21 protein-coding genes and 1 riboswitch are annotated in these 19,618 nt (G+C 62.3%); of the genes, 11 read left to right on the top strand and 10 right to left on the bottom strand.

The window, feature by feature from the left end; all coding sequences use genetic code 11:
• Window positions 1–22: 22 nt before the first annotated feature.
• Together fliJ and fliI are read right to left on the bottom strand one after the other, a co-directional pair.
• Window positions 23–436 (bottom strand): flagellar export protein FliJ, encoded by a 414-nt coding sequence (gene fliJ / locus JP75_RS18245; protein ID WP_035085765.1) that lies wholly within the window; start codon window positions 434–436, stop codon window positions 23–25.
• Between the two features lie 58 nt (window positions 437–494).
• Window positions 495–1,823, bottom strand: a complete 1,329-nt coding sequence (gene fliI, locus JP75_RS18240; RefSeq protein WP_035085764.1) for a flagellar protein export ATPase FliI — start codon at window positions 1,821–1,823, stop codon at window positions 495–497.
• Window positions 1,824–2,253: 430 nt separating this feature from the next.
• On the opposite strand from fliI, the gene ctrA reads away from it, so the two are divergent.
• Window positions 2,254–2,961, top strand: a complete 708-nt coding sequence (ctrA, locus tag JP75_RS18235) for a response regulator transcription factor CtrA (RefSeq protein ID WP_035085763.1) — start codon at window positions 2,254–2,256, stop codon at window positions 2,959–2,961.
• A gap of 59 nt (window positions 2,962–3,020) precedes the next feature.
• On the opposite strand, the gene JP75_RS27240 is transcribed toward ctrA, so the two are convergent.
• Window positions 3,021–3,149, bottom strand: coding sequence for a hypothetical protein (locus JP75_RS27240; protein WP_280114001.1), 129 nt, complete (start codon window positions 3,147–3,149; stop codon window positions 3,021–3,023).
• Between the two features lie 163 nt (window positions 3,150–3,312).
• Between JP75_RS27240 and JP75_RS18230 the strand changes: the two genes are divergently transcribed.
• Entirely contained in the window at window positions 3,313–4,179 is an 867-nt protein-coding gene (locus tag JP75_RS18230; RefSeq protein ID WP_035085762.1) for an alpha/beta fold hydrolase, read from the top strand.
• 81 nt (window positions 4,180–4,260) lie between these two features.
• Window positions 4,261–5,526 (top strand): RNA polymerase sigma factor, encoded by a 1,266-nt coding sequence (locus JP75_RS18225; RefSeq protein ID WP_035085760.1) that lies wholly within the window; start codon window positions 4,261–4,263, stop codon window positions 5,524–5,526.
• Here the strand turns inward: JP75_RS18225 and JP75_RS18220 are convergent.
• The 3 genes from JP75_RS18220 to JP75_RS18210 form a co-directional block, all read right to left on the bottom strand.
• Complete coding sequence (locus JP75_RS18220) at window positions 5,523–5,894, bottom strand: response regulator (RefSeq protein ID WP_035085758.1); 372 nt, start codon at window positions 5,892–5,894, stop codon at window positions 5,523–5,525. The two genes, JP75_RS18225 and JP75_RS18220, sit on opposite strands and share 4 nt — an antisense overlap.
• Before the next feature lie 76 nt (window positions 5,895–5,970).
• Entirely contained in the window at window positions 5,971–6,681 is a 711-nt protein-coding gene (gene chpT / locus JP75_RS18215; protein WP_035085756.1) for a histidine phosphotransferase ChpT, read from the bottom strand.
• Window positions 6,682–6,750: 69 nt separating this feature from the next.
• On the bottom strand, window positions 6,751–7,248 hold the full coding sequence (locus JP75_RS18210; protein WP_152565906.1) for a YHS domain-containing (seleno)protein: 498 nt from the start codon (window positions 7,246–7,248) through the stop codon (window positions 6,751–6,753).
• Window positions 7,249–7,345: 97 nt separating this feature from the next.
• Between JP75_RS18210 and JP75_RS18205 the strand changes: the two genes are divergently transcribed.
• Both JP75_RS18205 and JP75_RS18200 read left to right on the top strand, forming a co-directional pair.
• Entirely contained in the window at window positions 7,346–7,918 is a 573-nt protein-coding gene (locus tag JP75_RS18205; RefSeq protein ID WP_035085754.1) for a DUF1134 domain-containing protein, read from the top strand.
• Window positions 7,919–8,101: 183 nt separating this feature from the next.
• Window positions 8,102–9,271 (top strand): hypothetical protein, encoded by a 1,170-nt coding sequence (locus JP75_RS18200; protein ID WP_152565905.1) that lies wholly within the window; start codon window positions 8,102–8,104, stop codon window positions 9,269–9,271.
• 11 nt (window positions 9,272–9,282) lie between these two features.
• On the opposite strand, the gene JP75_RS18195 is transcribed toward JP75_RS18200, so the two are convergent.
• Entirely contained in the window at window positions 9,283–9,636 is a 354-nt protein-coding gene (locus tag JP75_RS18195; RefSeq protein ID WP_035085750.1) for a DUF6476 family protein, read from the bottom strand.
• On the opposite strand from JP75_RS18195, the gene JP75_RS18190 reads away from it, so the two are divergent.
• Window positions 9,635–10,663, top strand: coding sequence for an RluA family pseudouridine synthase (locus JP75_RS18190; RefSeq protein ID WP_051960901.1), 1,029 nt, complete (start codon window positions 9,635–9,637; stop codon window positions 10,661–10,663). The two genes, JP75_RS18195 and JP75_RS18190, sit on opposite strands and share 2 nt — an antisense overlap.
• Here JP75_RS18190 and JP75_RS18185 read toward each other — a convergent pair.
• Window positions 10,660–11,244: a TetR/AcrR family transcriptional regulator gene (locus JP75_RS18185; protein ID WP_051960900.1), complete on the bottom strand. Its 585-nt coding sequence runs from the start codon at window positions 11,242–11,244 to the stop codon at window positions 10,660–10,662. The two genes, JP75_RS18190 and JP75_RS18185, sit on opposite strands and share 4 nt — an antisense overlap.
• Before the next feature lie 81 nt (window positions 11,245–11,325).
• Between JP75_RS18185 and JP75_RS18180 the strand changes: the two genes are divergently transcribed.
• Both JP75_RS18180 and rpoH read left to right on the top strand, forming a co-directional pair.
• Complete coding sequence (locus tag JP75_RS18180) at window positions 11,326–12,159, top strand: N-acyl homoserine lactonase family protein (RefSeq protein WP_051960899.1); 834 nt, start codon at window positions 11,326–11,328, stop codon at window positions 12,157–12,159.
• A 236-nt stretch (window positions 12,160–12,395) separates the two neighbouring features.
• A complete protein-coding gene (gene rpoH / locus JP75_RS18175) occupies window positions 12,396–13,265 on the top strand; it encodes an RNA polymerase sigma factor RpoH (RefSeq protein WP_035085749.1) in 870 nt (289 codons plus the stop codon).
• Window positions 13,266–13,325: 60 nt separating this feature from the next.
• On the opposite strand, the gene JP75_RS18170 is transcribed toward rpoH, so the two are convergent.
• Window positions 13,326–14,003, bottom strand: coding sequence for a thiamine diphosphokinase (locus JP75_RS18170; RefSeq protein WP_160194720.1), 678 nt, complete (start codon window positions 14,001–14,003; stop codon window positions 13,326–13,328).
• 33 nt (window positions 14,004–14,036) lie between these two features.
• Window positions 14,037–14,136, top strand: a riboswitch (TPP riboswitch).
• 70 nt (window positions 14,137–14,206) lie between these two features.
• On the opposite strand from JP75_RS18170, the gene thiB reads away from it, so the two are divergent.
• From thiB to JP75_RS18155, 3 genes are all read left to right on the top strand, one after another.
• The gene (gene thiB, locus JP75_RS18165; protein ID WP_035085747.1) at window positions 14,207–15,211 is read left to right on the top strand and encodes a thiamine ABC transporter substrate binding subunit; all 1,005 of its coding nucleotides are present in this window, start codon (window positions 14,207–14,209) and stop codon (window positions 15,209–15,211) included.
• A 136-nt stretch (window positions 15,212–15,347) separates the two neighbouring features.
• Window positions 15,348–16,943, top strand: coding sequence for an ABC transporter permease family protein (locus tag JP75_RS18160; RefSeq protein WP_051960897.1), 1,596 nt, complete (start codon window positions 15,348–15,350; stop codon window positions 16,941–16,943).
• Window positions 16,930–17,568, top strand: a complete 639-nt coding sequence (locus tag JP75_RS18155) for an ATP-binding cassette domain-containing protein (protein ID WP_051960896.1) — start codon at window positions 16,930–16,932, stop codon at window positions 17,566–17,568. The genes JP75_RS18160 and JP75_RS18155 overlap by 14 nt, the downstream gene beginning before the upstream one ends.
• Here the strand turns inward: JP75_RS18155 and JP75_RS18150 are convergent, their stop codons facing one another.
• The gene (locus tag JP75_RS18150; RefSeq protein WP_035085745.1) at window positions 17,569–19,599 is read right to left on the bottom strand and encodes a hypothetical protein; all 2,031 of its coding nucleotides are present in this window, start codon (window positions 19,597–19,599) and stop codon (window positions 17,569–17,571) included.
• Window positions 19,600–19,618 lie beyond the last annotated feature (19 nt).

Below are 19,618 nucleotides of genomic sequence, written 5' to 3'. Positions count from 1 at the left end.
TTTTGCATTCTGAATTCCGGGTTCAGCGGTTACGAAAACGCTGGCGGGCGACTTCGTCGAACTCGGCCTGCTCGATCTTGTTCTGCTCGTCGCGCTCGCGCTGATGTTCGCGCTGGTCGAGCAGTTCGACCTTTTTGAGATCTTCAAGGGCTTCGGCGAGCTGGTCCTGCGCCGTCTCGAGCTTGCCGCGCATATCGTTGGCGGAAGCGAGAAGATTGTCGCGGCGCTGCAGGGCGGCCTTGGCGAAGGTGGAATAGGCAAAATGGGCGACATCGGAAATGCCGGTCTTGGTCTGCTCGATCTCGATCTGCTGATCGAGTTCAGAAGCCATGCGCTCGAAGTCCGCGACCATCATTTCGATCTGCATGACCTGTCGGCGCTTTTCGTCGACATTGAACTTCTTGAGCCGAATGAGGCTCTCACTGCGCGATTTCAAGACCTGTACTCCTTACACATCAAGTCAGTCTCCGAAAGAGGCCCCAAGCACACTCCCGTCAGACCTGCGCATCCGCCTCGGCGATGATCTCCGCGAGGCGTTCATAGCCCTCGGCGATCGTCGACGTCTCCTCCCGCTGCTGGTTCAAGAACCCTTCCAGCTTGGGATTGACGGCGATGGCGCGGTCCACATTCGGATCTGACCCTTTGCGGTAAGCCCCCAGCCGGATCAGCTCCTCCATGTCCGAAAATATGGACATGAGCTCTCGCGCCCTTGCCAGAACCGGCCGAACCTCGGTCGGTACGCACCCTGGCATGGTGCGCGAAATGGACCGGAGCACGTTGACGGCGGGATAACGCCCCCGCTCGGCAATGCCGCGCTCCATTACGATGTGCCCATCGAGAATACCGCGCACGGCATCGGCAATGGGCTCATTGTGATCATCACCTTCCACCAAAACGGTAAATAGTCCGGTAATAGAACCGGTAGAAGGCGTTCCAGGGCCGGCGCGTTCGAGCAAACGCGGCAATTCGGTGAAGACGGTCGGTGGATAACCCTTGGCCGTGGGCGGTTCGCCGATGGAAAGACCGATCTCGCGCTGCGCCATGGCAAAGCGGGTGAGCGAGTCCATCATGCACAGAACCCTGAGCCCCTCGTCGCGCAGGTATTCCGAGAGGGCCAGCGAGATATAGGCAGCCTGCCGACGCATGAGCGCAGCTTCGTCCGAAGTTGCGACCACGACGATGGCGCGCTTGAGGCCTTCTTCGCCCAGATATTCCTGGATGAACTCGTGCACTTCGCGGCCGCGTTCGCCGATAAGGCCGATGACCGAGACGTCGACATTGGTATTGCGCGCCAGCATCGACATCAGCACCGACTTGCCGACGCCCGAACCGGCAAAGATGCCCATGCGCTGGCCTTCGCAGAGCGTGGTGAAGGTATTGAGGGTGCGCACGCCGAGATCGAGGGGATCGCCCACGCGCACGCGATCATGCGCGGCAAGCGGGGATTGGCGCAGCGGATAGGACTTTGCGCCGCGCGCCAGCGGCCCCATGCCGTCGATCGGTTCACCATTGGCATTGATGACGCGGCCGAGCCAGGCCATGGACGGATTGACGGCGCCATCGTGGCGCTTGAACACGGCCTTGCAGCCCATGCGCACGCCGCCCAGCTCGCCGAAGGGCAGGCAGAGGGCGTGACCATCGCGAAAACCGATGATCTCGGCGGCGAGATGCCCGCCGTCGCTACCCTCGATCATGACGCGGCCGCCTACGCGCAATTCGCGCACGGGACCGACCACCTCGATCAGCAGCCCCTGGACCGATTTGACGCGCCCGAACACCTCGACATCGTCGATGGCGTCGATGGCCGATATGAGGGCCTTCATGCTTGGCTCGGGCCTTTTGCTGACACAAATATGGTTTACGTCGCGGCTCCGAATCGGGGCCGGCGCGAATCGCAAGATAACCGAACATTAACTTAAATTCGCTATTGGCTGCGTGTTCGGGCCGCTGGCGTAGATGGCGGAGCTTTGTGCCCAAATCACTCCCACATCAGTGAATGCACGAGTCGCCTGAATCGCTTGTAGGCACTTCTTAACGTACTACCTTAAGAAATTTTCATCTATTTTTATTAACAATTTCAAACACTTAAATTAAAATCACCCTAACAGTGTTTGCGTATTGCCGAAGCGAATTAAACTTTGTTAACTATTTGGGCTTAGGCTTCAGTCATATCCAGTAGGGTTGGAGCGTGGTGGTTGGACTTGTCATCCCATCACGCGGGTTCCAGCAGGAACGAATGACAAGGGGAATATAATGCGGGTACTCCTCATCGAGGACGATAGCGCCACGGCGCAGAGCATCGAACTGATGCTCAAGTCCGAAAGTTTCAACGTCTACACCACCGATCTCGGTGAGGAAGGCGTCGATCTCGGCAAACTCTATGACTACGATATTATCCTGCTGGACCTCAATCTGCCCGACATGAGCGGCTATGAGGTTCTGCGGACGCTGCGCGTCGCCAAGGTGCAGACGCCGATCCTTATTCTCTCGGGCCTTGCCGGCATCGAAGACAAGGTGCGTGGTCTCGGCTTCGGTGCCGACGACTATATGACCAAGCCCTTCCACAAGGACGAACTCGTGGCTCGCATCCACGCCATCGTTCGCCGCTCCAAGGGCCATGCCCAGTCGGTCATCTCGACGGGCGACCTCATGGTCAATCTCGATACCAAGACCGTCGAAGTGCAGGGCGCCCGCGTCCACCTGACGGGCAAGGAATACCAGATGCTGGAGCTGCTTTCGCTCCGCAAGGGTACGACGCTTACCAAGGAAATGTTCCTCAACCACCTCTATGGTGGCATGGACGAGCCGGAACTGAAGATCATCGACGTCTTCATCTGCAAGCTGCGCAAGAAGCTCAGCGTTGCCACCGGCGGCAAGAATTACATCGAAACCGTCTGGGGCCGCGGCTATGTGCTGCGCGAGCCCGATGAGGCCGATGTCTATAGCGAAAACGTCGCCTGATCTCAGGTCGATAGAAACGAAAAGCCCCGCCTCCGCTGCGGGGCTTTTTGTTTTTGGCCTCAATTAGCGGCCGTTGTGCCCTCAGCATTGGTGCCGAAAATCAGCTCCTGCCAGAGCGCCTGAGGCCGGACGCCCCCGATGGACACGGCAAAGCAGGCGATAAAGACCAGGATGGATATGGTGCGCATGACGTTTCCCCTCGAAACATGTGCGCGTGCCTCTAGCCGTGCCAAGCTGAACCGAAGCTGACTGCATTACGGGTAAAAAAGTGCGTGGGCTGTGTCTGTTTCCGCGCAACTGGTTCGTCGTCTTGTCGAAATGCCCCTTAGGGCCACTATCGAGGAGACGAAAATGCTGCGCTTTGCCCCTATCGCCGCCATGATGCTGATTGCGACCCCTGCCCTCGCCCAGACAGCGCCGGAGGGCAAGACGGTCGAGGTCAATGGCATGGACCTTTATTATGAAGTGTCCGGCTCCGGCGATCCGATCGTCGTGCTGCACGGCGCCTATATGAACATCCCGACCATGGGCGGCATCATTCCGGCGCTGGCGGAAAACCACACGGTCTATGCCATCGAGTTCCAGGGGCATGGGCGGACGGAAGATATCGACCGGCCGATCACCTATCCCAATCTTGCCAGCGATGTTGCTGCCTTCATGGACGCGGTTGGCCTGGAAAAGGCCGATATCTTTGGCTATTCCATGGGCGCCGCTGCCGGGCTGCGGCTCGCCATCGACCATCCGGAAAAGGTCGACCAGCTTGTTGCTGCTTCAGTCAGCTATGACATGGAAGGCGCACAGCCGGCCTTTCTCGCCATGATCCCGACCATGGTGCCCGAAATGTTCATCGGTTCGCCGATGGAAGATGCCTGGAAGCAATATGCCCCCAATCCCGAGGGCTTTCGCCCCTTTGTCGAGCGCATGATTGCGCTCGAGCACGAGCCGCTTGCCTGGGGCGACGAGGTCAAGGAATTGAAATCGCCGGTGCTGATCATTGCGGGCGATGCGGACATGATGACGCTCGAACATCTCGTGAGCATGTTCCGCCTGCTGGGCGGCGGCGAGCCGGGCGATATGGGCCAGCCACTCGGCGCCTCGCGCCTTGCTATTCTGCCGGCAACCTCGCACACGGCGGTGATCGATCAGGTCGACCTGCTGATGGGTTTTACGGAGCCCTTCCTCGAGGGTGAAACGCCCAAGGGCATGTTCGATCAATGATCACGCCTGCCGGGATCAGTCACTCCGGTCTTTTCCTCGTGCCACTTCGCTGGCAGATTTGCCCGCGATTTGGAGGGGCCGATGAGCAATCGCCAAGAAACCGACAAGGCCATAGCGACCGTCTGGCGCGTCGAGCAGGCGCGGCTGATCGCCGGTTTGACGAGGCTCGTGCGCGACATCTCGCTGGCCGAGGAACTGGCGCAGGACGCCCTGATGGCGGCGCTGAAACACTGGCCGGAAACCGGGGTGCCACGCAATCCCGGCGCCTGGCTGATGCAGGCGGGCAAGCGCAAGGCCATCGACTATTTCCGCCACCGCAAGATGGCGGCGGGAAAGCTCGAAGAGGTCGGCCGCATCATGGAGGACGAGGTGCCGGACGCCGAAACCGCCATCCATGACAGCATGGACGACGATGTCGGCGACGATCTCCTGCGCCTGATTTTCACATCTTGCCATCCGATTCTGCCGGCCGAAAGCCGCGTCGCGCTGACGCTGCGGCTGATCGGCGGGCTGACGACGGAAGAGATCGCCCGGGCCTTTCTCGCCAATGACACGACCATCGGCCAGCGCATCGTGCGCGCCAAGCGCACCATTGCCGATGCCGGCGTGCCCTATGAAGTGCCTCGCGGCGAGGAGCGCGCCGAGCGGCTCCAATCCGTGCTGGGCGTGCTCTATCTCATTTTCAACGAAGGCTATTCGGCGACAGCAGGCGAAGACTGGATGCGGCCGCAGCTCTGCGAAGAGGCGATGCGCATGGGGCGCATCCTGGCGCGGTTGATGCCGGACGAGCCGGAAGTCCATGGGCTCCTGGCGCTGATGGAAATCCAGCATAGCCGCGTCAATGCCCGCACCAATGCCAAGGGCGAACCGATATTGCTGCCGGACCAGAACCGGGCGCTCTGGGACCAGTTGATGATCCGCCGCGGCCTTGCCGGGCTCGATCGCGTCAATGCGCTCAATGGCGTTGCCGGGCCCTATGCCTTGCAGGCCGCCATTGCGGCGTGCCACGCCAGGGCCCGTCGGGCCGGCGATACGGATTGGCGGCGGATCGCGTCGCTCTATGCCGTGCTGGTGGAAATCATGCCCTCGCCGGTGGTCGAATTGAACCGGGCCGTGGCGGTATCCATGGCCGAAGGGCCGGCGGCGGCGCTGCCTCTCGTCGAATCCATCCATGCCGGCGGCATGCTGGAGAATTATCACCTGCTCTATGGCGTGCGCGGCGACCTCCTCCGCAAGCTCGAGCGGCATACGGAAGCCAATCTCGATTTTCTGAAGGCGGCGGAATTGACGCGCAACGAGCGCGAGAAGGCTTATCTGCTCGGCAGGGCGGCGGAGGTGGCGGCCTAGGCCGCTTCGATCCGGCTGAGGTCGAACTTGGCTTCGAGGCTGTTCCGGTCGAACGGCTTCAGCATATAATCGTCGGCGCCTTCCTTGCGGGCAAGGGCGATGGCGCCGATGTCATGCTCGACCGTGCAATAGACGATGCGCGGCTTCTCCCCGCCAATATAGGCGCGCAGAAGCTTCAGAAATTCGAGCCCGCTCATGATCGGCATGTTCCAATCGAGGAGGATCGCGTCGGGCATGTTCGCCTTGCACTTTTCGAAGGCTTCCTGGCCGTCTTCCGCCTCTTCGACCGTATAATCGATATCTTCGAGAATACGGCGCGCCACTTTGCGTACGACGGTGGAGTCGTCAACGATCAGGCATGTGGGCATGACAAAGCTCCGGGCAGACAGGCGCTGCCCGGACTATGCGCGGTAAGTGGTTTGGGAATGGTTAGCAAAGTGCCAACTATTCGCCGGCGGTCTCCGCCTTGGCCTCTTCGGCCACCGCTTCTTCCTTGGCTTTCGGAATCGCGGTGAAGAAGAAGACGTCGGTTTCGATGCCGATATCGAGCTCCATATCGGTCATGCGGGCGAGAAGGCCGGTATAGAAGGGCTGGATGCCGCGGGCATCGACCGAACCTTCTTCCGGCATGCCCGAGAGAAGGCCGGCGGAACCGGAAGGAACCAGGGTCTTCTGGCGCTTTTCCGGGTCACTCTTGGAATTGAATTCGAACTTTTCTTCGCCGGCGGGGCCGGTGACCTTGACCGTGACGAGGCCGCCGCGCGGCACGGAACCCGCTGCGATCAGCAACATGTTCATGAGGAGCTTGGCCTTGTGCTTGGGCAGGAGGATCAGCGGCACCTGCCAGTCGAGATCGGCTTTTTCGATATCGAAGAGAATGCGTGCGACGCGCTCGCATTCGCGCGTATCGATATCGGTACCGGCGGTCGAGGAAGCGCCATAGGCGAGGCGGGCGAATTCGAGTTTTGCGCGGCTCTGCTTGGCGGCGCTGGCGATGAGGTCGCGCGCGCCTTCCGACATTTCGGCCTGCGAGGGATCGGCAAGAACTTCGAGCCCGTTGCCGATGGCGCCGATGGGGTTGATCAGGTCATGGCAAACCCGCGAGCACAGCATTGCGGCGAGGTCCGTTGCCTTGAGCTCAATGATATCGGTCATCTTAGGTCTCCATGCCCGCCGAAGCGGTGAATCAGTCATTGAGAGGATAAAGGGAGGCGCGGCGCAGCACTACTGCGTCGATAGCGTTTTGGACAATGAGGGCCAGTTCGCGGCGCCCTGGCGGGCGGCAGCATCGGGCGCGAGCAGGAATGCCTCGCGATTGGCTGCCGAATAGAAGAGGAAGAGGCGGTCCTTGAACACGGTATAGAGCCGCGGATCGGAATCCGAAACGAAACCGCGCGCCATGCTCATGGCGCCATGGCCACCATATTGGGGCGCATAGATTTCCGGATGGCGCTTGAAAACCTCGAAATTGGCCTCATTGGCAAAATGCCAGGGCGCGCCCATCCAGTAGAATTCATATTCCGGCTTGCCCGGCTGCGGCGCGGTTTCGGTGAAATAGGAGACCGGATCCATGCCGCCGATGGCGATGCCGGTGAGCGGATCGGTGGTGATGTAGCTGACGACGGACTGAGCGAGCGCGGGGGTAAAATGGGCGGAAAACGGCCAGAAAAGCGGCAGCACCACGGCGAACATGGTTAAGATTTGTTTAGAGGTTTGCTGCATGATCGAAATCCAGGAACGGCACGTCGTCGGCGGTAAATTTGCCGCAAAGACCTTAATGTCTTCGTAACCACGCTGAGCCGCCCAAGGGAGATGATCCATGTTCAAACGCCTGGCCAAAATCGGTGCCCTTTTGCTGGCGCTCGCACTGCCCGCCGCGGCGCCCGCCCTGGCACAGGGTTCGCTGAGCGATACCTATTCCGGTGAAGAACTGGTCGAAAGCGGACACCAGTTCTTCGGCTCTGCCAGCCAGGGCCTCGCCTCGGTCGTTGAAAAGGCCGTGAGCCAGTTCGGCCTGCCCAATGGCTATATCCTCGGCGAGGAAGCCGGCGGCGCGCTTTTTGTCGGCGCCAAATATGGCGAGGGCAAACTCTATACCCGCAATGCCGGGGAATATTCGATCTTCTGGCAGGGTCCGAGCATCGGTTTCGACGTCGGCGGCGACGGCTCGAAGGTCATGATGCTGGTTTATAATCTGCAGACCATCGAGGAAATTCTGGGCCGCTATCCCGGCGTCGATGGCTCCGCCTATGTGATCGGTGGCCTGGGCATGACCGTGACCAAGCGCGGCAATGTGGTGGTCGTGCCGATCCGTTCCGGCGTCGGCGCCCGTCTCGGCATCAATGTCGGCTATCTCAACTTCACCAATCAACCGACCTGGAACCCGTTTTGACGGCAGGATTTTCCGTTGAGCAAATTGATGAGCCGGGGCTTTGTCCCCGGCTTTTTCGTGACTCGTGTCCTAAAGCCGTTAGGGTTAATCTTCTGTGGAGATGGCCAGGATAAAACCTGAGCGGTAAATCGGAATATGGACGAGCCGGCTTTGCCGGGGCTGCTTGCAGCCGGAGTACGCACGATGCTGATCGAAAACATGATGTATTTTGCGCTGGGCCTGCTGGTGGCAGGGCTGGTCGCGCTGATCATCATGCCGGCGGTGTGGAAACGTGCCGTACGCCTGACCAAGCGCCGCATCGAAGCTGCGACCCCGATCACCCTCTCCGAATTCCGCGCCGACAAGGACCAGTTGCGGGCCGAATTCGCGCTTTCGACCCGCCGGCTCGAAATGAATGTCGAGACGCTGCGCAAGCGGCTCGCTGAGCAATTGAGCGATGTGAACCAGAAGCGCACCGATCTCGGTGCGTTGAAAGCCGAGCGCGAGCAGCACATGGCCGTGGTTTCCGAGCTTGAAAGCCGGCAGGTCGATCTGCGGGCGCGTATTCTGGAGCTTGAAAAAGACGGCACGGACCTCGCCCAGCGGTTGCGCATGCGCGACCGCGACGTTGAAGTGCGCCAGGAAGAAATCGAAACCCTGCGCGGGAGCCTGCGCGAGGGTTTTCCGGAGGCAACCGGCGGCGAAAACCTCAGCGGCGACTATGACCAGGATGTCGATCGGCTGACTGCGCTGCTCGCCATCGAGCGCAAGCGCGCCAGCTTTCTCGAAGAGCAGGCGCGCAGCCTGATCGAGCGGTTGGAAAATTCCGATCGCCGCTCCTCGGACGCCAATGCCGCCATCGCCCAGATGCGCGATGCCCTCGCCCGGCGCGATGCGCGCGACGAGGAAAATGCCGAAGCGCTGGTGGCGGCGGAAGCACGCATGGCCAGCGCCGAAAATCGGCTCAATGCCCTATTGGCAGAGTCGAGCGAGGCAGTTGCAGAGAGCAATGGCCGCGTCGAGCAATTGCTGGCCGACAAGCTTGGCCTCGAAGACGAGGTGGAGCGCCTGCGTTCCAAGGTCGCCAATGTCGAATCCTCGATCCTTGCCGATTGGCAGACCGAGCGGTTCGAAGAGGCGCATCTGCGCGAAAAGCTCAATGATATCGCCGCCAGCGTCAGCCGGCTGGTCTATGCCGTCGATCACGATACGCCGCTCGAAACCAATGTCGAAGAGAGCCTCTTCGACCGTGTCCAGCGCTTTGCCGACGATGGCGAGACAATGGGCACGCTGGAGCCGCCGACGGGCGAAGGTCCGCGTCGCGGTTCGGTGTCGGATCGCCTCGCAGCGCTGCGGGAAATTCAGGGGCGCTAGGCCCTCCAGCACTACCGCGCCGCGATTTCCGTGCTCTGGCGCAATTCGCCGGTCTTGGAATCGAACACGGCCAGCATCACCGCGCCCCCGGCGCGATAGGTGACCTGGATGGTGCCATCGACGGTGAGCGAGGAAAGCACCTCCGAACCCTGGGGCACGCTGACGCTTGCGGCGATGGTCGGCGGGGGCGCATCGCGCATGAGGCGATAGACAACGGCCACGCCAATCGCCATAAAGCCCAGCAACATGATGCCCATGGCGACACCCGCCGAGCGGCGTGCTTTTCCAATAGCGGCGGCAGCCTCGGGCGAGACTTCGGTTTCGGCAGGGGCGGGCTTATTGCCGGACTTTTCAGGATCACTCATGGCGGACGATACCGATTTCGAATTCGAGGGCGAGCCGATCGAACTTGTCGTCGATGAAACCAACGCCGGGGGCAGGCTCGATGCCGTGCTCGCCAAAGAGCACGACGTCCTGAGTCGCAGCCGCATCAAGGACCTGATCCTCAATGGCGCCGTCACCATCGACGGCAAACCCGTCAGCGAACCCAAGTATCGCTTGAAGGCCGGCGAGACAATCGTCCTTCTTGCCCCACCCCCGGAAGATCCCGAACCGGCGGCAGAGGATATTCCGCTCGATATCCTCTATGAGGACGACGACCTCATCGTCATCAACAAGCCCGTTGGCATGGTGGTGCACCCTGCTCCCGGCTCGCCCAATGGCACGCTGGTCAATGCGCTGATCTTCCATTGCGGGGAAAGCCTGAAAGGCATTGGCGGGGTCAAGCGCCCCGGCATCGTGCATCGGCTCGACCGCGACACCTCGGGCGTCATGGTGGCCGCCAAGACCGAGAAGGCGCACAAGCATCTCTCCGAGCAATTTGCCGATCACGGCCGCACTGGGCCGCTGCACCGCGCCTATATCGCCTATGCCTGGGGTTCGACGCAGAGCGCCATGGGCTCGGTCGATGCGCCGCTCGGGCGCGATCCCGGCAATCGGCTGAAGCAGGCCGTGCGCAAGGATGGGCGCGAGGCGATCACGCACTATGCCGTGGAAGCGCGCTATGGCGAAGAGAAGTGGGACATTACCCGCATCCAGTGCCAGCTCGAAACCGGCAGGACCCACCAGATCCGCGTACACCTGGCCCATATCGGCCATCCGCTGGTCGCCGACCAGATTTATGCCTCGGGCTATGCGACCAAGGTCAATCGCCTGCCCGCGGAATTGGCCGGCGCCATTCGCGCCCTTGGGCGGCAGGCGCTGCATGCCGCCGAACTCGGCTTCGAGCATCCGGTGACGGGCGAAGAGATGATGTTCGAGGCTGACATGCCCGAGGACTTGCAGGCACTGCAGGACGCGCTCGAACCCTATGACAAGGCTTTTGCGCGCTAAAGCCAGGCAAGCCCGGCGCCCGGAGCGCCGGAACTGCCCTTGAAAATCGCGGCTTCGGCCGTATTGCCCATGACGAGGGTCAGCAGGGTCGCCGCCACGGCCCCGGCATCGGCTTCCGGGGCTATCAGTTGCTGGGCTTTCCATTGCGCGACGATCGTTTCGAGCGCCAGACGATAGCGCGCATGCGCAGCCGTGAGAATGTCGGCCATGGCCGGATTGCGCTGGGATTCGGCCCAGCCCAGCACCGCCACCTGACGCAGGTCGAAGCCGGCGCGTTGCGCGAAATGCTCTATGGCTGCGATGAGACCGGAAAGAAAAGCCGCCGGCGGCGGCAAGGGCCGCTCGGCAAAACACGGGGCCAGCACCTCTTCGAGCCGCAGCATCGAACCGGCGAGGGCCGAAACGATGATATCGTCCTTGCCCTTGAAATGCGCATAGACCGCGCCGGCCGAGAGGCCGCAGGCGGCGATGATGTCGTCCATGGAAGTGGAATGCAGCCCCTGGCGCAGGAAGCAGCCGCGGGCGGCATCGAGAATCTGGTCGCGCCGCTGCTGGCGGCGCTCTTCGGTCAATCTGGGCATGGCGCCTTATAAAAAGAACGATCGTTCTTTACAAGTCAGCTTTCGCGATATATAGAACGATCGTTCTTTTATGGTGCGAAAATGATCACGGTGACGGCAATTGAAACGGGCAAGGCCCGGATGAAGACGGCGCAGCGATTGGGGCGCGAAGGGAGGAGCGGCATCGGTCGCAAGATCGATATCTTTCGCGACCACAACTGGGTCGAGCCCATGCCGATCTTCGCCTATCTCATCGAGCATCCCGAAGGCCGGTTCCTGGTCGACACGGGCGACACCTGGCGCAATTCGGTGCCGGGCTATCTGCCGGACTGGAATCCGTTCTTCAAGCAGGTGCAAATCAAGGTGGCGCCGGCCGAAGAAATCGGCCCGCGGCTCAGCGCCATGGGGATCGATCCGGCGCGCGATATTGCCGCCGTCATTCTCACCCATATGCATCACGATCATACCGGCGGGCTCGATCATTTCCCGCATAACCGTATCTTGGTGACACGCGAAAGCTGGCAGGCCTCGCGCGGGTTCTCGGGCAAGATGGCGGGCTGCCTGCCGCAACGCTGGCCGATCTGGCTGCGGCCCGAGCTGATCGACTTCACCGGCCCGGCCATCGGCCCCTTTGCCGCCTCCTACCCGATCACCAGGGACGGCAGCATCGCCCTGGTGCCGACGCCCGGCCACGCCACGGGCCACGCCTCGGTGATCGTGCGGACGCCTGATCTCGTCTATTTCCTCGCAGGCGACGCCACCTATGCCGAGGCCGACTTGAGGGCAGAGCGGCCCGATGGCGTCACCTTCGACCCCGCCTTGTCCCGCCGGACGCTGCGCGCCATCAAAGAGTTCTGCGCGGCCGAACCGACCCTATTGCTGCCCGCTCACGATCCCGGCGTGCCGCAACGCCTCGCCGAACGCCTGGTATTCTAGCCCCGCCCTCACACGAAGTTGAGAGAACCGGAAGCTCCCTTGGATCGTATATTAAGAAACCGGCTTGCGCAGGGAGCAAGGCATCCTGTCGAAATTGTAATGTCATCTTGCGTGTCGGCCTCTTAAATTCGCCAAACTGCCGCCTATATTAGGCGGTGCGTCTTCGCCTGTGCCGTATGGACAGGGGGAGATTCTTCCGCCCGCGCAATGCGGGGGATACGAAAGGGGGTGCGTCCATGGCCCAAACCAATTTGCCCGTCCTCTCCTCGGAAGGCGGCCTTAGCCGCTATCTGCAGGAAATCCGCAAGTTCCCCATGTTGGAACCGGATGAAGAATATATGCTCGCCAAGCGCTACAAGGAACATGCCGATCCAGGCGCGGCCCAGAAGCTGATCACCAGCCACCTGCGCCTCGTCGCCAAGATCGCCATGGGTTATCGTGGCTATGGCCTGCCGATCTCTGAAGTCATCTCCGAAGGCAATGTCGGCCTCATGCATGCGGTCAAGCGCTTCGAGCCCGAAAAGGGCTTTAGGCTCGCGACCTACGCCATGTGGTGGATCAGGGCCGCCATCCAGGAATATGTGCTGCGTTCGTGGAGCCTCGTAAAGATCGGCACCACCGCCGCCCAGAAGCGCCTGTTCTTCAACCTGCGCAAGGTCAAGGGACAGATCGCGGCCCTGGACGATGGAAGCCTCCATCCGGACCAGATCAAGCAGATCGCGACGACGCTCAACGTCACCGAAGACGACGTGGTGTCGATGAATGCGCGTCTGTCCGGTGACGCTTCGCTCAACTCGCCCATGCGGGCGGATGAGGGATCGTCGGAATGGCAGGACTGGCTGGTCGACGACACGCCGGACCAGGAAACGAGCCTGGGTGAAACCCAGGAATTCGACGAGCGCATGACCCTGCTCAATCAGGCCATGGACGTGCTCAACGAACGCGAACGCGCCATCTTCCAGGCCCGCCGCCTGCAGGATAATCCCGCGACGCTCGAAGAACTGGCCCAGCAATACGACGTCAGCCGCGAGCGCATCCGGCAGATCGAAGTCCGTGCCTTCGAAAAGGTGCAGGAAGCCGTGCAGCAGGCTGCGCAAGCACACTAGGCGCATTAGCGATTGAAGATATGGCTCCCGCGTTTCGAAAGAGACGCGGGAGTTTTTGTTTTAGGCGGCGACCAGATCCCAGAGCCGCTCCTTGCCAAGAATAAGAAGCCAGGGGGTTTCGTCCTCCGGTTCCACTTCCACGCGGGCGCCGACGCCTTCGTTGGAGGTACCGATGAGGCCGCCGGGTTCGAGTAGCAGGCCATCCATGGGGTAGAAAAGTCCCGAAGAGCGGACGAAGCGGATGGGGGCGAGCGGGTGGATGGAAACGCGCTCGCGTTTTCCTGCCTCGAATGAGACGCAACCGGTGACGGCGAGGGCGACATCGACCTCGTCGACGAGCATGAGGCGCCTTGTCGGGGCATATTGCAGCACGGCGCTGAGGGCGGCGAGCGTGTGGTCGAGACGCTTGCCGGTCATGCCCAGCGCGAGGGTGACCGGCGCCTCGGTCGAATAGAGCGCCTTCTGGAAATCGGTGGTGATCTGTTCGGGGATATGGATGACGCGGGTGCGGCTCTCCCAGGCGGCGCGATTCGTCAGGGAATCGAGATCGCCGATCACGGCATCGGGCAAAAGTCCGGCTGCGTCGATCGTATCTGCACCGCCATCGGCCCCGACAAGGGCCACGCCCTTTTCGGCCAATTCACGCAGCAAAGCCCCGTCTACCGTGCCCCCGCCGACAATGGCGAGGGGGGACGCGAAGACCAGCGGCAGCGCTTCCGGGCTGCGTTCTGAAGTCACTTGCACTGTCACATTTCTCTCAATAAGGTCCGACCCGTCTCGCTGGGGTGTTCCGGATGCAAGCCGGAGCTGAGAGTTACCCATTGAACCTGAACCAGGTCATGCTGGCGGAGGAAGTTCGAGATGGCAAGAGCGCCTTTTCGTGCTCTTCCCATTGACACATGCCCTTCTCCCATGGCCGCAACCGTTGAAGGGATGACCAAATGGTCAAATCCGTCTCCATGGCGCTTGCGGTCCTTATTGGATTGTCTGCTGTTTCTGCGCAGGCGCAGGACGTGCCCACGCTCACCATCTATACCTATGACGGCTTTGCCGCCGAATGGGGCCCCGGCCCGCAGCTTTCGGCCGCGTTCGAGCCGATCTGCAACTGCAAGCTCAACTGGGTCGCTGCCGACTCCTCGATTGGCACGCTGCGCCGCGTGCAGCTCGAAGGCGCGACGACGGAAGCCGATCTTATCGTTGGGCTCGATACCGCCATTGCCGGGGAAGCCCGCGCCACGGGGCTTTTTGCCGATCATGGCCTGACGCTCGACAATCTGGCGCTGCCGGAAGCCTGGACCGACGCGCAATTCGTGCCCTTCGACTATTCGCACTTTGCCTTCATGTACGACACGGACCGGACGGCAACGCCGCCAAAGTCGTTCGAAGAGCTGATTGCCATGCCGGAAGACTTCAAGATCGTGGTGCAGGACCCGCGTTCGGCAACCCCGGGCCTTGGCCTCGTGCTCTGGATCAAGGCGGCCTATGGCGATCGCGCCTCCGAAATCTGGGCAGGCCTCAAGCCGCATATTCTCACGGTGACGCGCGAATGGAGCGAGAGCTACTCGCTCTTCCTCGATGGCGAGGCCGATATGGCGCTCTCCTATACGACCTCGCCCGCCTATCACATCATCGAAGACAAGGATGAAACCATCAAGGCGGCGCTGTTCGAAGAGGGTCATTACCCGCAGATCGAAGTGGCTGGCGTCCTGAAATCTTCGGATCAGCAGGAACTGGCCAAGCAATTTTTGGCCTGGTTCGCTTCGCCCGAGGGCCAGAAGATCATCCCGACGACCAACTGGATGTTCCCGGTGGTTGATCTCGGGGCTGACCTCAATCCGGCCTTTGCCGGCCTGCCGCAGCCTGAAAAGACGCTGCAGCTCAGTGATGAGGATATTCTGGCTAACTCCTCGGCCTGGATCGACGAGATGCTGGCGGCGGTGCAGTAACGTGAATACCCCCACCCTCATTCCCTCCCCACAAGGGGGAGGGAGGTGCGCCCGCGCTTGCTTATGTCATTGCGCCGGCCTTCGGCTCCAGGGTCTCCCTCCCCCTTGTGGGGAGGGATCAAGGGTGGGGGTACTTATGTCGGCTGAATTGCTTCCCCCCCGCCCTGCCCGCATCGCTGTTTCAGGCGTTCTCGCCATTGCCATTGCCGGCCTGATCGCGGCCGTGCTCTGGGCCATTCTCGACGCCGCGACTGAACCAAGTAGCGCCTCGCGGGTCGACATTTTCCATCTGCTGCGCATGACCGCCATTCAGGCCGGCCTGACGACCGTGCTGTCTCTCGCTGTCGGCACGGCACTCGCCTGGGCGCTGAACCGCTTGCGCTTTCCGGGACGCGATCTCGTCGTCGGCCTCTTTGCCGCGGCCATTGTTACGCCGGGCATGGTGGTCGCCTTCGGACTCCTCTCCATCTGGGGGCGCAATGGCTGGATCAATCAGACGAGCGAGGCGCTGTTCGGTTTTTCGCTCGGCAATCCGGCCTTCGGGCTTTCGGGCATCCTGCTCGCCCACGTCATTCTCGATGGCGCCTTTGCCGCCCGTATCCTCCTCGCGCGACTCGATGCCATTCCGGCAACGCGGCTGAAGGTCGGGCAATCCCTGGCACTCTCGGCGACACAGCGTTTTGCGCTGATCGACTGGCCAGCCATACGCTCGAGCCTGCCGGGACTTGGCGCCATCATCTTTCTGCTGGCGTTCACCAGCTTCCCGATCGTGCTGCTGCTCGGCGGCGGGCCGGCCAATCAGACGCTGGAAGTTGCCATCTATTCCGCCGTGCGGCTCGATTTCGATCTCGTTGGCGCGGTGCGGCTGGCGCTGACCCAGATTGCGGTCTGCGCCGTGGTCATTCTCCTCGCTTCGGCCAGCACGCCCGTTGTCAGCGTGCATGGCCGTTCGGTTGCGCCGAGCTGGCGCGACGCCCTCCCCGCGCAGGCGCTGCAATGGCTGGTGCTGCTGCTGGCCACGGTCGGCTTTGCACTGCCGCTCCTGTCGGTATTGATTGACGGCGTGGTTTCCGGCTTCGGTCGGGTGCTAGCACAATCGACCTTCTGGTGGTCGCTGACAACGAGCCTCATCATCGGCAGCGCCTCGGCCATCCTGACGCTGTTGCTCGCCCTCGCTTTGACGCTGGGCCGCGCGGCGAGCGGCAAAAGGCCGGTGCGCATTCTGTTGGGGACGCCCAGCTTTGCCTATCTCGCCGTGCCGGCTGTCGTTCTCTCGCTGGGCTTCTTCCTGATCGTGCGCAATCTCGGGCTTGCTCCGGCGCAAGCGGCGCCCGTGGTGGTCATCATCGCCAATAGCCTTCTCGCGCTGCCCTTTGCCGTAGCAACGCTCGGACCACCGCTCGATGCGATGGTACGGGCGCGTGGAAAACTCATCCGCTCGTTGGGGCTTTCGGGCTGGCAACAGTTCTGGCGGGTGGAATACCCGCTGCTCGGGAAAGATATCGGGCTCATGCTCGCCCTCGCCTTCTGCTTTTCGCTTGGCGATCTCGGCGTCATTGCCCTCTTCGGTACGCAGGATTTCCAGACCCTGCCACTGATGATGTTCCGCGCTCTCGGCGCCTATCGCAGCAATGATGCCGCGGCCATCGCCGCCATCCTGCTGGTGGGCACTATCATTGCCTTTGTCGGCCTGCCCCGCCTCTTTGAAAGGATCGCCCATGCTCCGCGCTGAGCACCTCGCCTTCGCCTATGGGAAAGCGACGCAGACCTATGACTTTTCCTTCGAGGCCGAAGCCGGTTCGGTGACAGCCATTTCGGGGGCAAGCGGCTCCGGCAAGTCGACATTGTTCGATCTCATCGCCGGCTTTCTCACGCCCAAGAACGGCACCCTGACGCTCGATGGCACCAATCTGCTGCCACTGCCGCCCGAAACGCGGCCACTCTCGCTGCTGCTGCAATCGGACAATCTCTTCGATCATCTCAGCGCCCGCGAAAATGTCGCCCTCGGTCTCCCCAGGGGGAGCGGCAAGGCGGAAAGCCGGCAGCGGGTTGACGATGTTTTGCGGCGCGTCGGGCTTGAAGGCATTGCCGACCAGACCGCGGCAACCCTTTCAGGCGGACAAAAGCAGCGCGTGGCGCTGGCCCGTACGCTGCTGCGCCACCGCGAAATCCTGCTGCTGGATGAACCCTTCTCCGCGCTCGATGATGAAACGCGGCAGGTCATCCGCGCGCTTGTGGGCGAACTGACCAGAAGCGAAGGTTGGCACACCATCCTTGTGAGCCATCACGAGGACGACATAGCGGCGCTTGCCGCGCGCCGCTATCGCCTGACGGAAGGCCGGCTCACGCCGGCCTGATCACTGCGCCCAGGCAGCAAACACTTCGTTGAACAGCGCCTGCGCATCGGAATCCTTTTCGAGCGTCAGGATGGCATTGCGACCTGTGCCATAGACGATGGCGAGGTCGAGCCAGCGGCGCGATTCCAGAAGCTGCGAATTGGTCGTCTGGTCGTCTGGCGAAGCCGAGAGCGCGAAGAGGAAGCTATTGCCCATGACGCGGGCCGAGGCGCCGACCAGCGGCGTGCCGGGCACGAGTTCCTCGTTCTTCAGGAGCACGCCCGGCAGGCTCGAAATCGCGCCGCCGACAAAGGTGTCGTTGACGTCGAAATTGACTTCCATCAGGTGGCTGGCCGGCAGGCTCGGATCGCCATTCTTGCGGATCGTCACCGAGACGTTGAGGTTGCGCGCCGGAATACTGGCTTCGCCGACAAGGGTCGGCAGGCCCAATTCGTCCTCGCCCTTGGTCCATTCGACCGTGCCCGAGAAGGGCACCGCACCGGTGCGGCCATCGGCCGAGGCCTCGAGTAGCAGCGATTGGCTGCCGGCGAGCACGGCCGGGTCGACACTATTGGCGGGGTCATTGGTTGCGGCGATGCTGGTATCGGCGCCGGAGAGACGTTCTTCGGTCTTGTTCTCACCACCATTGATCGAGGGCAGCACTGTTTCTGTGCCGCTCGGGGTCACCGCTTCCGGTGTCGGCTCCAGCCGCTCGTCGAGATCGATGCCTTCGATGGCCGTGGTCGGCTCGCTGGTCGTGGTCGTTGCCGTATTGCCAGGACCGGTCGTGGTATCGGGCGACGCCGGAGCGTCGAGCGTCGGGGTCGTGGGCACGGGAGCTTCGGCGGTCTCGGTCACGGCCGGTTCGGCCCGACCGAACATCTGGTCGAGATCGACATAGCCTTCGCGCCAGGCCCAGAAGCCGGCGCCACCGGCGCCAACCAGGAGAAGCGCAAAGACGATGAGGAAGATCGTCATGCCCGCGCCGGAGCGCCGTTCGCCATCGGCTGCGTCAAAAGCGTTGGAATCGGCGTTTTCATCGACAAGGGTTTCGTCGAGCGCCGCGCGGGTTTCGCGCTCGGGCAACATTTCGGTCGGCTCGCCGCGGGCTTCGCGATCAAGCGTTTCGATGGCCCGTTCGATGGCGCCTTCGGCTTCGCGCGTCTCGTCGGGCTCGACTTCAACCTCGCGCACGCTCGAAAGGGCTGTTTCGACCTGCGGTTCGATGACGCTGATTTCGGGCTCGACCACAGCCTGGCGGGCCAGGGCGGCACTCGATCCGATGGAAGGCTCGACGCGCGCCAAAACCGGCTGGGCACCAAAACCGCCATTGGCGGCAGTGCTGACGGCAGCCGAGGCATCGCGGCGCGGCAGAATGCTGGGGCGCTTGAGCGGCACCGGAGCCGAAACGGGAGGCGGAGTAATCTCCTCGACCACCGCGTGCACTGGCGGCGGGGCTGCGACCTCGTCCTGCGCCGGAACGGGGGCCACAACGGGTTCGACCTGGGCGCCGCTGACGCTCGCGGCCTGACCGATGATCTCTTCGATCGAGAGCGGACCTTCGTCCTCCTCGACCGCTTCGGTCGGCACGACATCGGCCGGCAATTCGTCCGATTCAGGCTCGGCTTCCGCCTCGACCACTACGGGAGCGGGCGGTTCGACGGGTTTGGCGACGGCTGCCGGGAGAGGCTCGGCAATGACGGGCTTGGCTTCCACCACGGGCGCCGGTTCGGGCGCCCGCGGGATCGGTGCTGCTGGAGGCGGCGCTGCGGCCGCGGGAGCCGCTGCGGCGGGTGCCGGGCGCGCAGCAAACAGGTTGTCGCGCCCGAGGCTGATGACCGCTTCGCTCGCTTCCTGTTCGACCTGGCGGATACAATCTTCGAGCTGGAGCCGGTGCTGCGTGATCTCGCGGGCAGGCAAAGGAGGCTGGATAGCCCGCAATTGTCCGACCAGGGCCGCGCGCGCCTTTTCATAAACTGCGCGTCGCGCAGCTCCGTTGTTCTCCGGCAGCGCCGAGATCGCTCGGCGCAACAGCTCCTTATAGTCCGCCATAGGCTACTGGGTACTCACA

The sequence above is a fragment of the Devosia riboflavina genome (assembly GCF_000743575.1).
In the GTDB taxonomy this organism is placed as follows: domain Bacteria; phylum Pseudomonadota; class Alphaproteobacteria; order Rhizobiales; family Devosiaceae; genus Devosia; species Devosia riboflavina.
This window is presented reverse-complemented; position numbering and strand designations above follow the sequence as displayed.

Coding starts and splice junctions, on each gene's coding strand:
- fliI (WP_035085764.1), bottom strand. CDS start 1,823: ATGAAGGCCCTCATATCGGCCATCGACGCCATCGACGATGTCGAGGTG.
- ctrA (WP_035085763.1), top strand. CDS start 2,254: ATGCGGGTACTCCTCATCGAGGACGATAGCGCCACGGCGCAGAGCATC.
- JP75_RS27240 (WP_280114001.1), bottom strand. CDS start 3,149: ATGCGCACCATATCCATCCTGGTCTTTATCGCCTGCTTTGCCGTGTCC.
- JP75_RS18230 (WP_035085762.1), top strand. CDS start 3,313: ATGCTGCGCTTTGCCCCTATCGCCGCCATGATGCTGATTGCGACCCCT.
- JP75_RS18225 (WP_035085760.1), top strand. CDS start 4,261: ATGAGCAATCGCCAAGAAACCGACAAGGCCATAGCGACCGTCTGGCGC.
- JP75_RS18220 (WP_035085758.1), bottom strand. CDS start 5,894: ATGCCCACATGCCTGATCGTTGACGACTCCACCGTCGTACGCAAAGTG.
- chpT (WP_035085756.1), bottom strand. CDS start 6,681: ATGACCGATATCATTGAGCTCAAGGCAACGGACCTCGCCGCAATGCTG.
- JP75_RS18210 (WP_152565906.1), bottom strand. CDS start 7,248: ATGCAGCAAACCTCTAAACAAATCTTAACCATGTTCGCCGTGGTGCTG.
- JP75_RS18205 (WP_035085754.1), top strand. CDS start 7,346: ATGTTCAAACGCCTGGCCAAAATCGGTGCCCTTTTGCTGGCGCTCGCA.
- JP75_RS18200 (WP_152565905.1), top strand. CDS start 8,102: ATGCTGATCGAAAACATGATGTATTTTGCGCTGGGCCTGCTGGTGGCA.
- JP75_RS18190 (WP_051960901.1), top strand. CDS start 9,635: ATGGCGGACGATACCGATTTCGAATTCGAGGGCGAGCCGATCGAACTT.
- JP75_RS18195 (WP_035085750.1), bottom strand. CDS start 9,636: ATGAGTGATCCTGAAAAGTCCGGCAATAAGCCCGCCCCTGCCGAAACC.
- JP75_RS18185 (WP_051960900.1), bottom strand. CDS start 11,244: ATGCCCAGATTGACCGAAGAGCGCCGCCAGCAGCGGCGCGACCAGATT.
- JP75_RS18180 (WP_051960899.1), top strand. CDS start 11,326: ATGATCACGGTGACGGCAATTGAAACGGGCAAGGCCCGGATGAAGACG.
- rpoH (WP_035085749.1), top strand. CDS start 12,396: ATGGCCCAAACCAATTTGCCCGTCCTCTCCTCGGAAGGCGGCCTTAGC.
- thiB (WP_035085747.1), top strand. CDS start 14,207: ATGGTCAAATCCGTCTCCATGGCGCTTGCGGTCCTTATTGGATTGTCT.
- JP75_RS18160 (WP_051960897.1), top strand. CDS start 15,348: ATGTCGGCTGAATTGCTTCCCCCCCGCCCTGCCCGCATCGCTGTTTCA.
- JP75_RS18155 (WP_051960896.1), top strand. CDS start 16,930: ATGCTCCGCGCTGAGCACCTCGCCTTCGCCTATGGGAAAGCGACGCAG.
- JP75_RS18150 (WP_035085745.1), bottom strand. CDS start 19,599: ATGGCGGACTATAAGGAGCTGTTGCGCCGAGCGATCTCGGCGCTGCCG.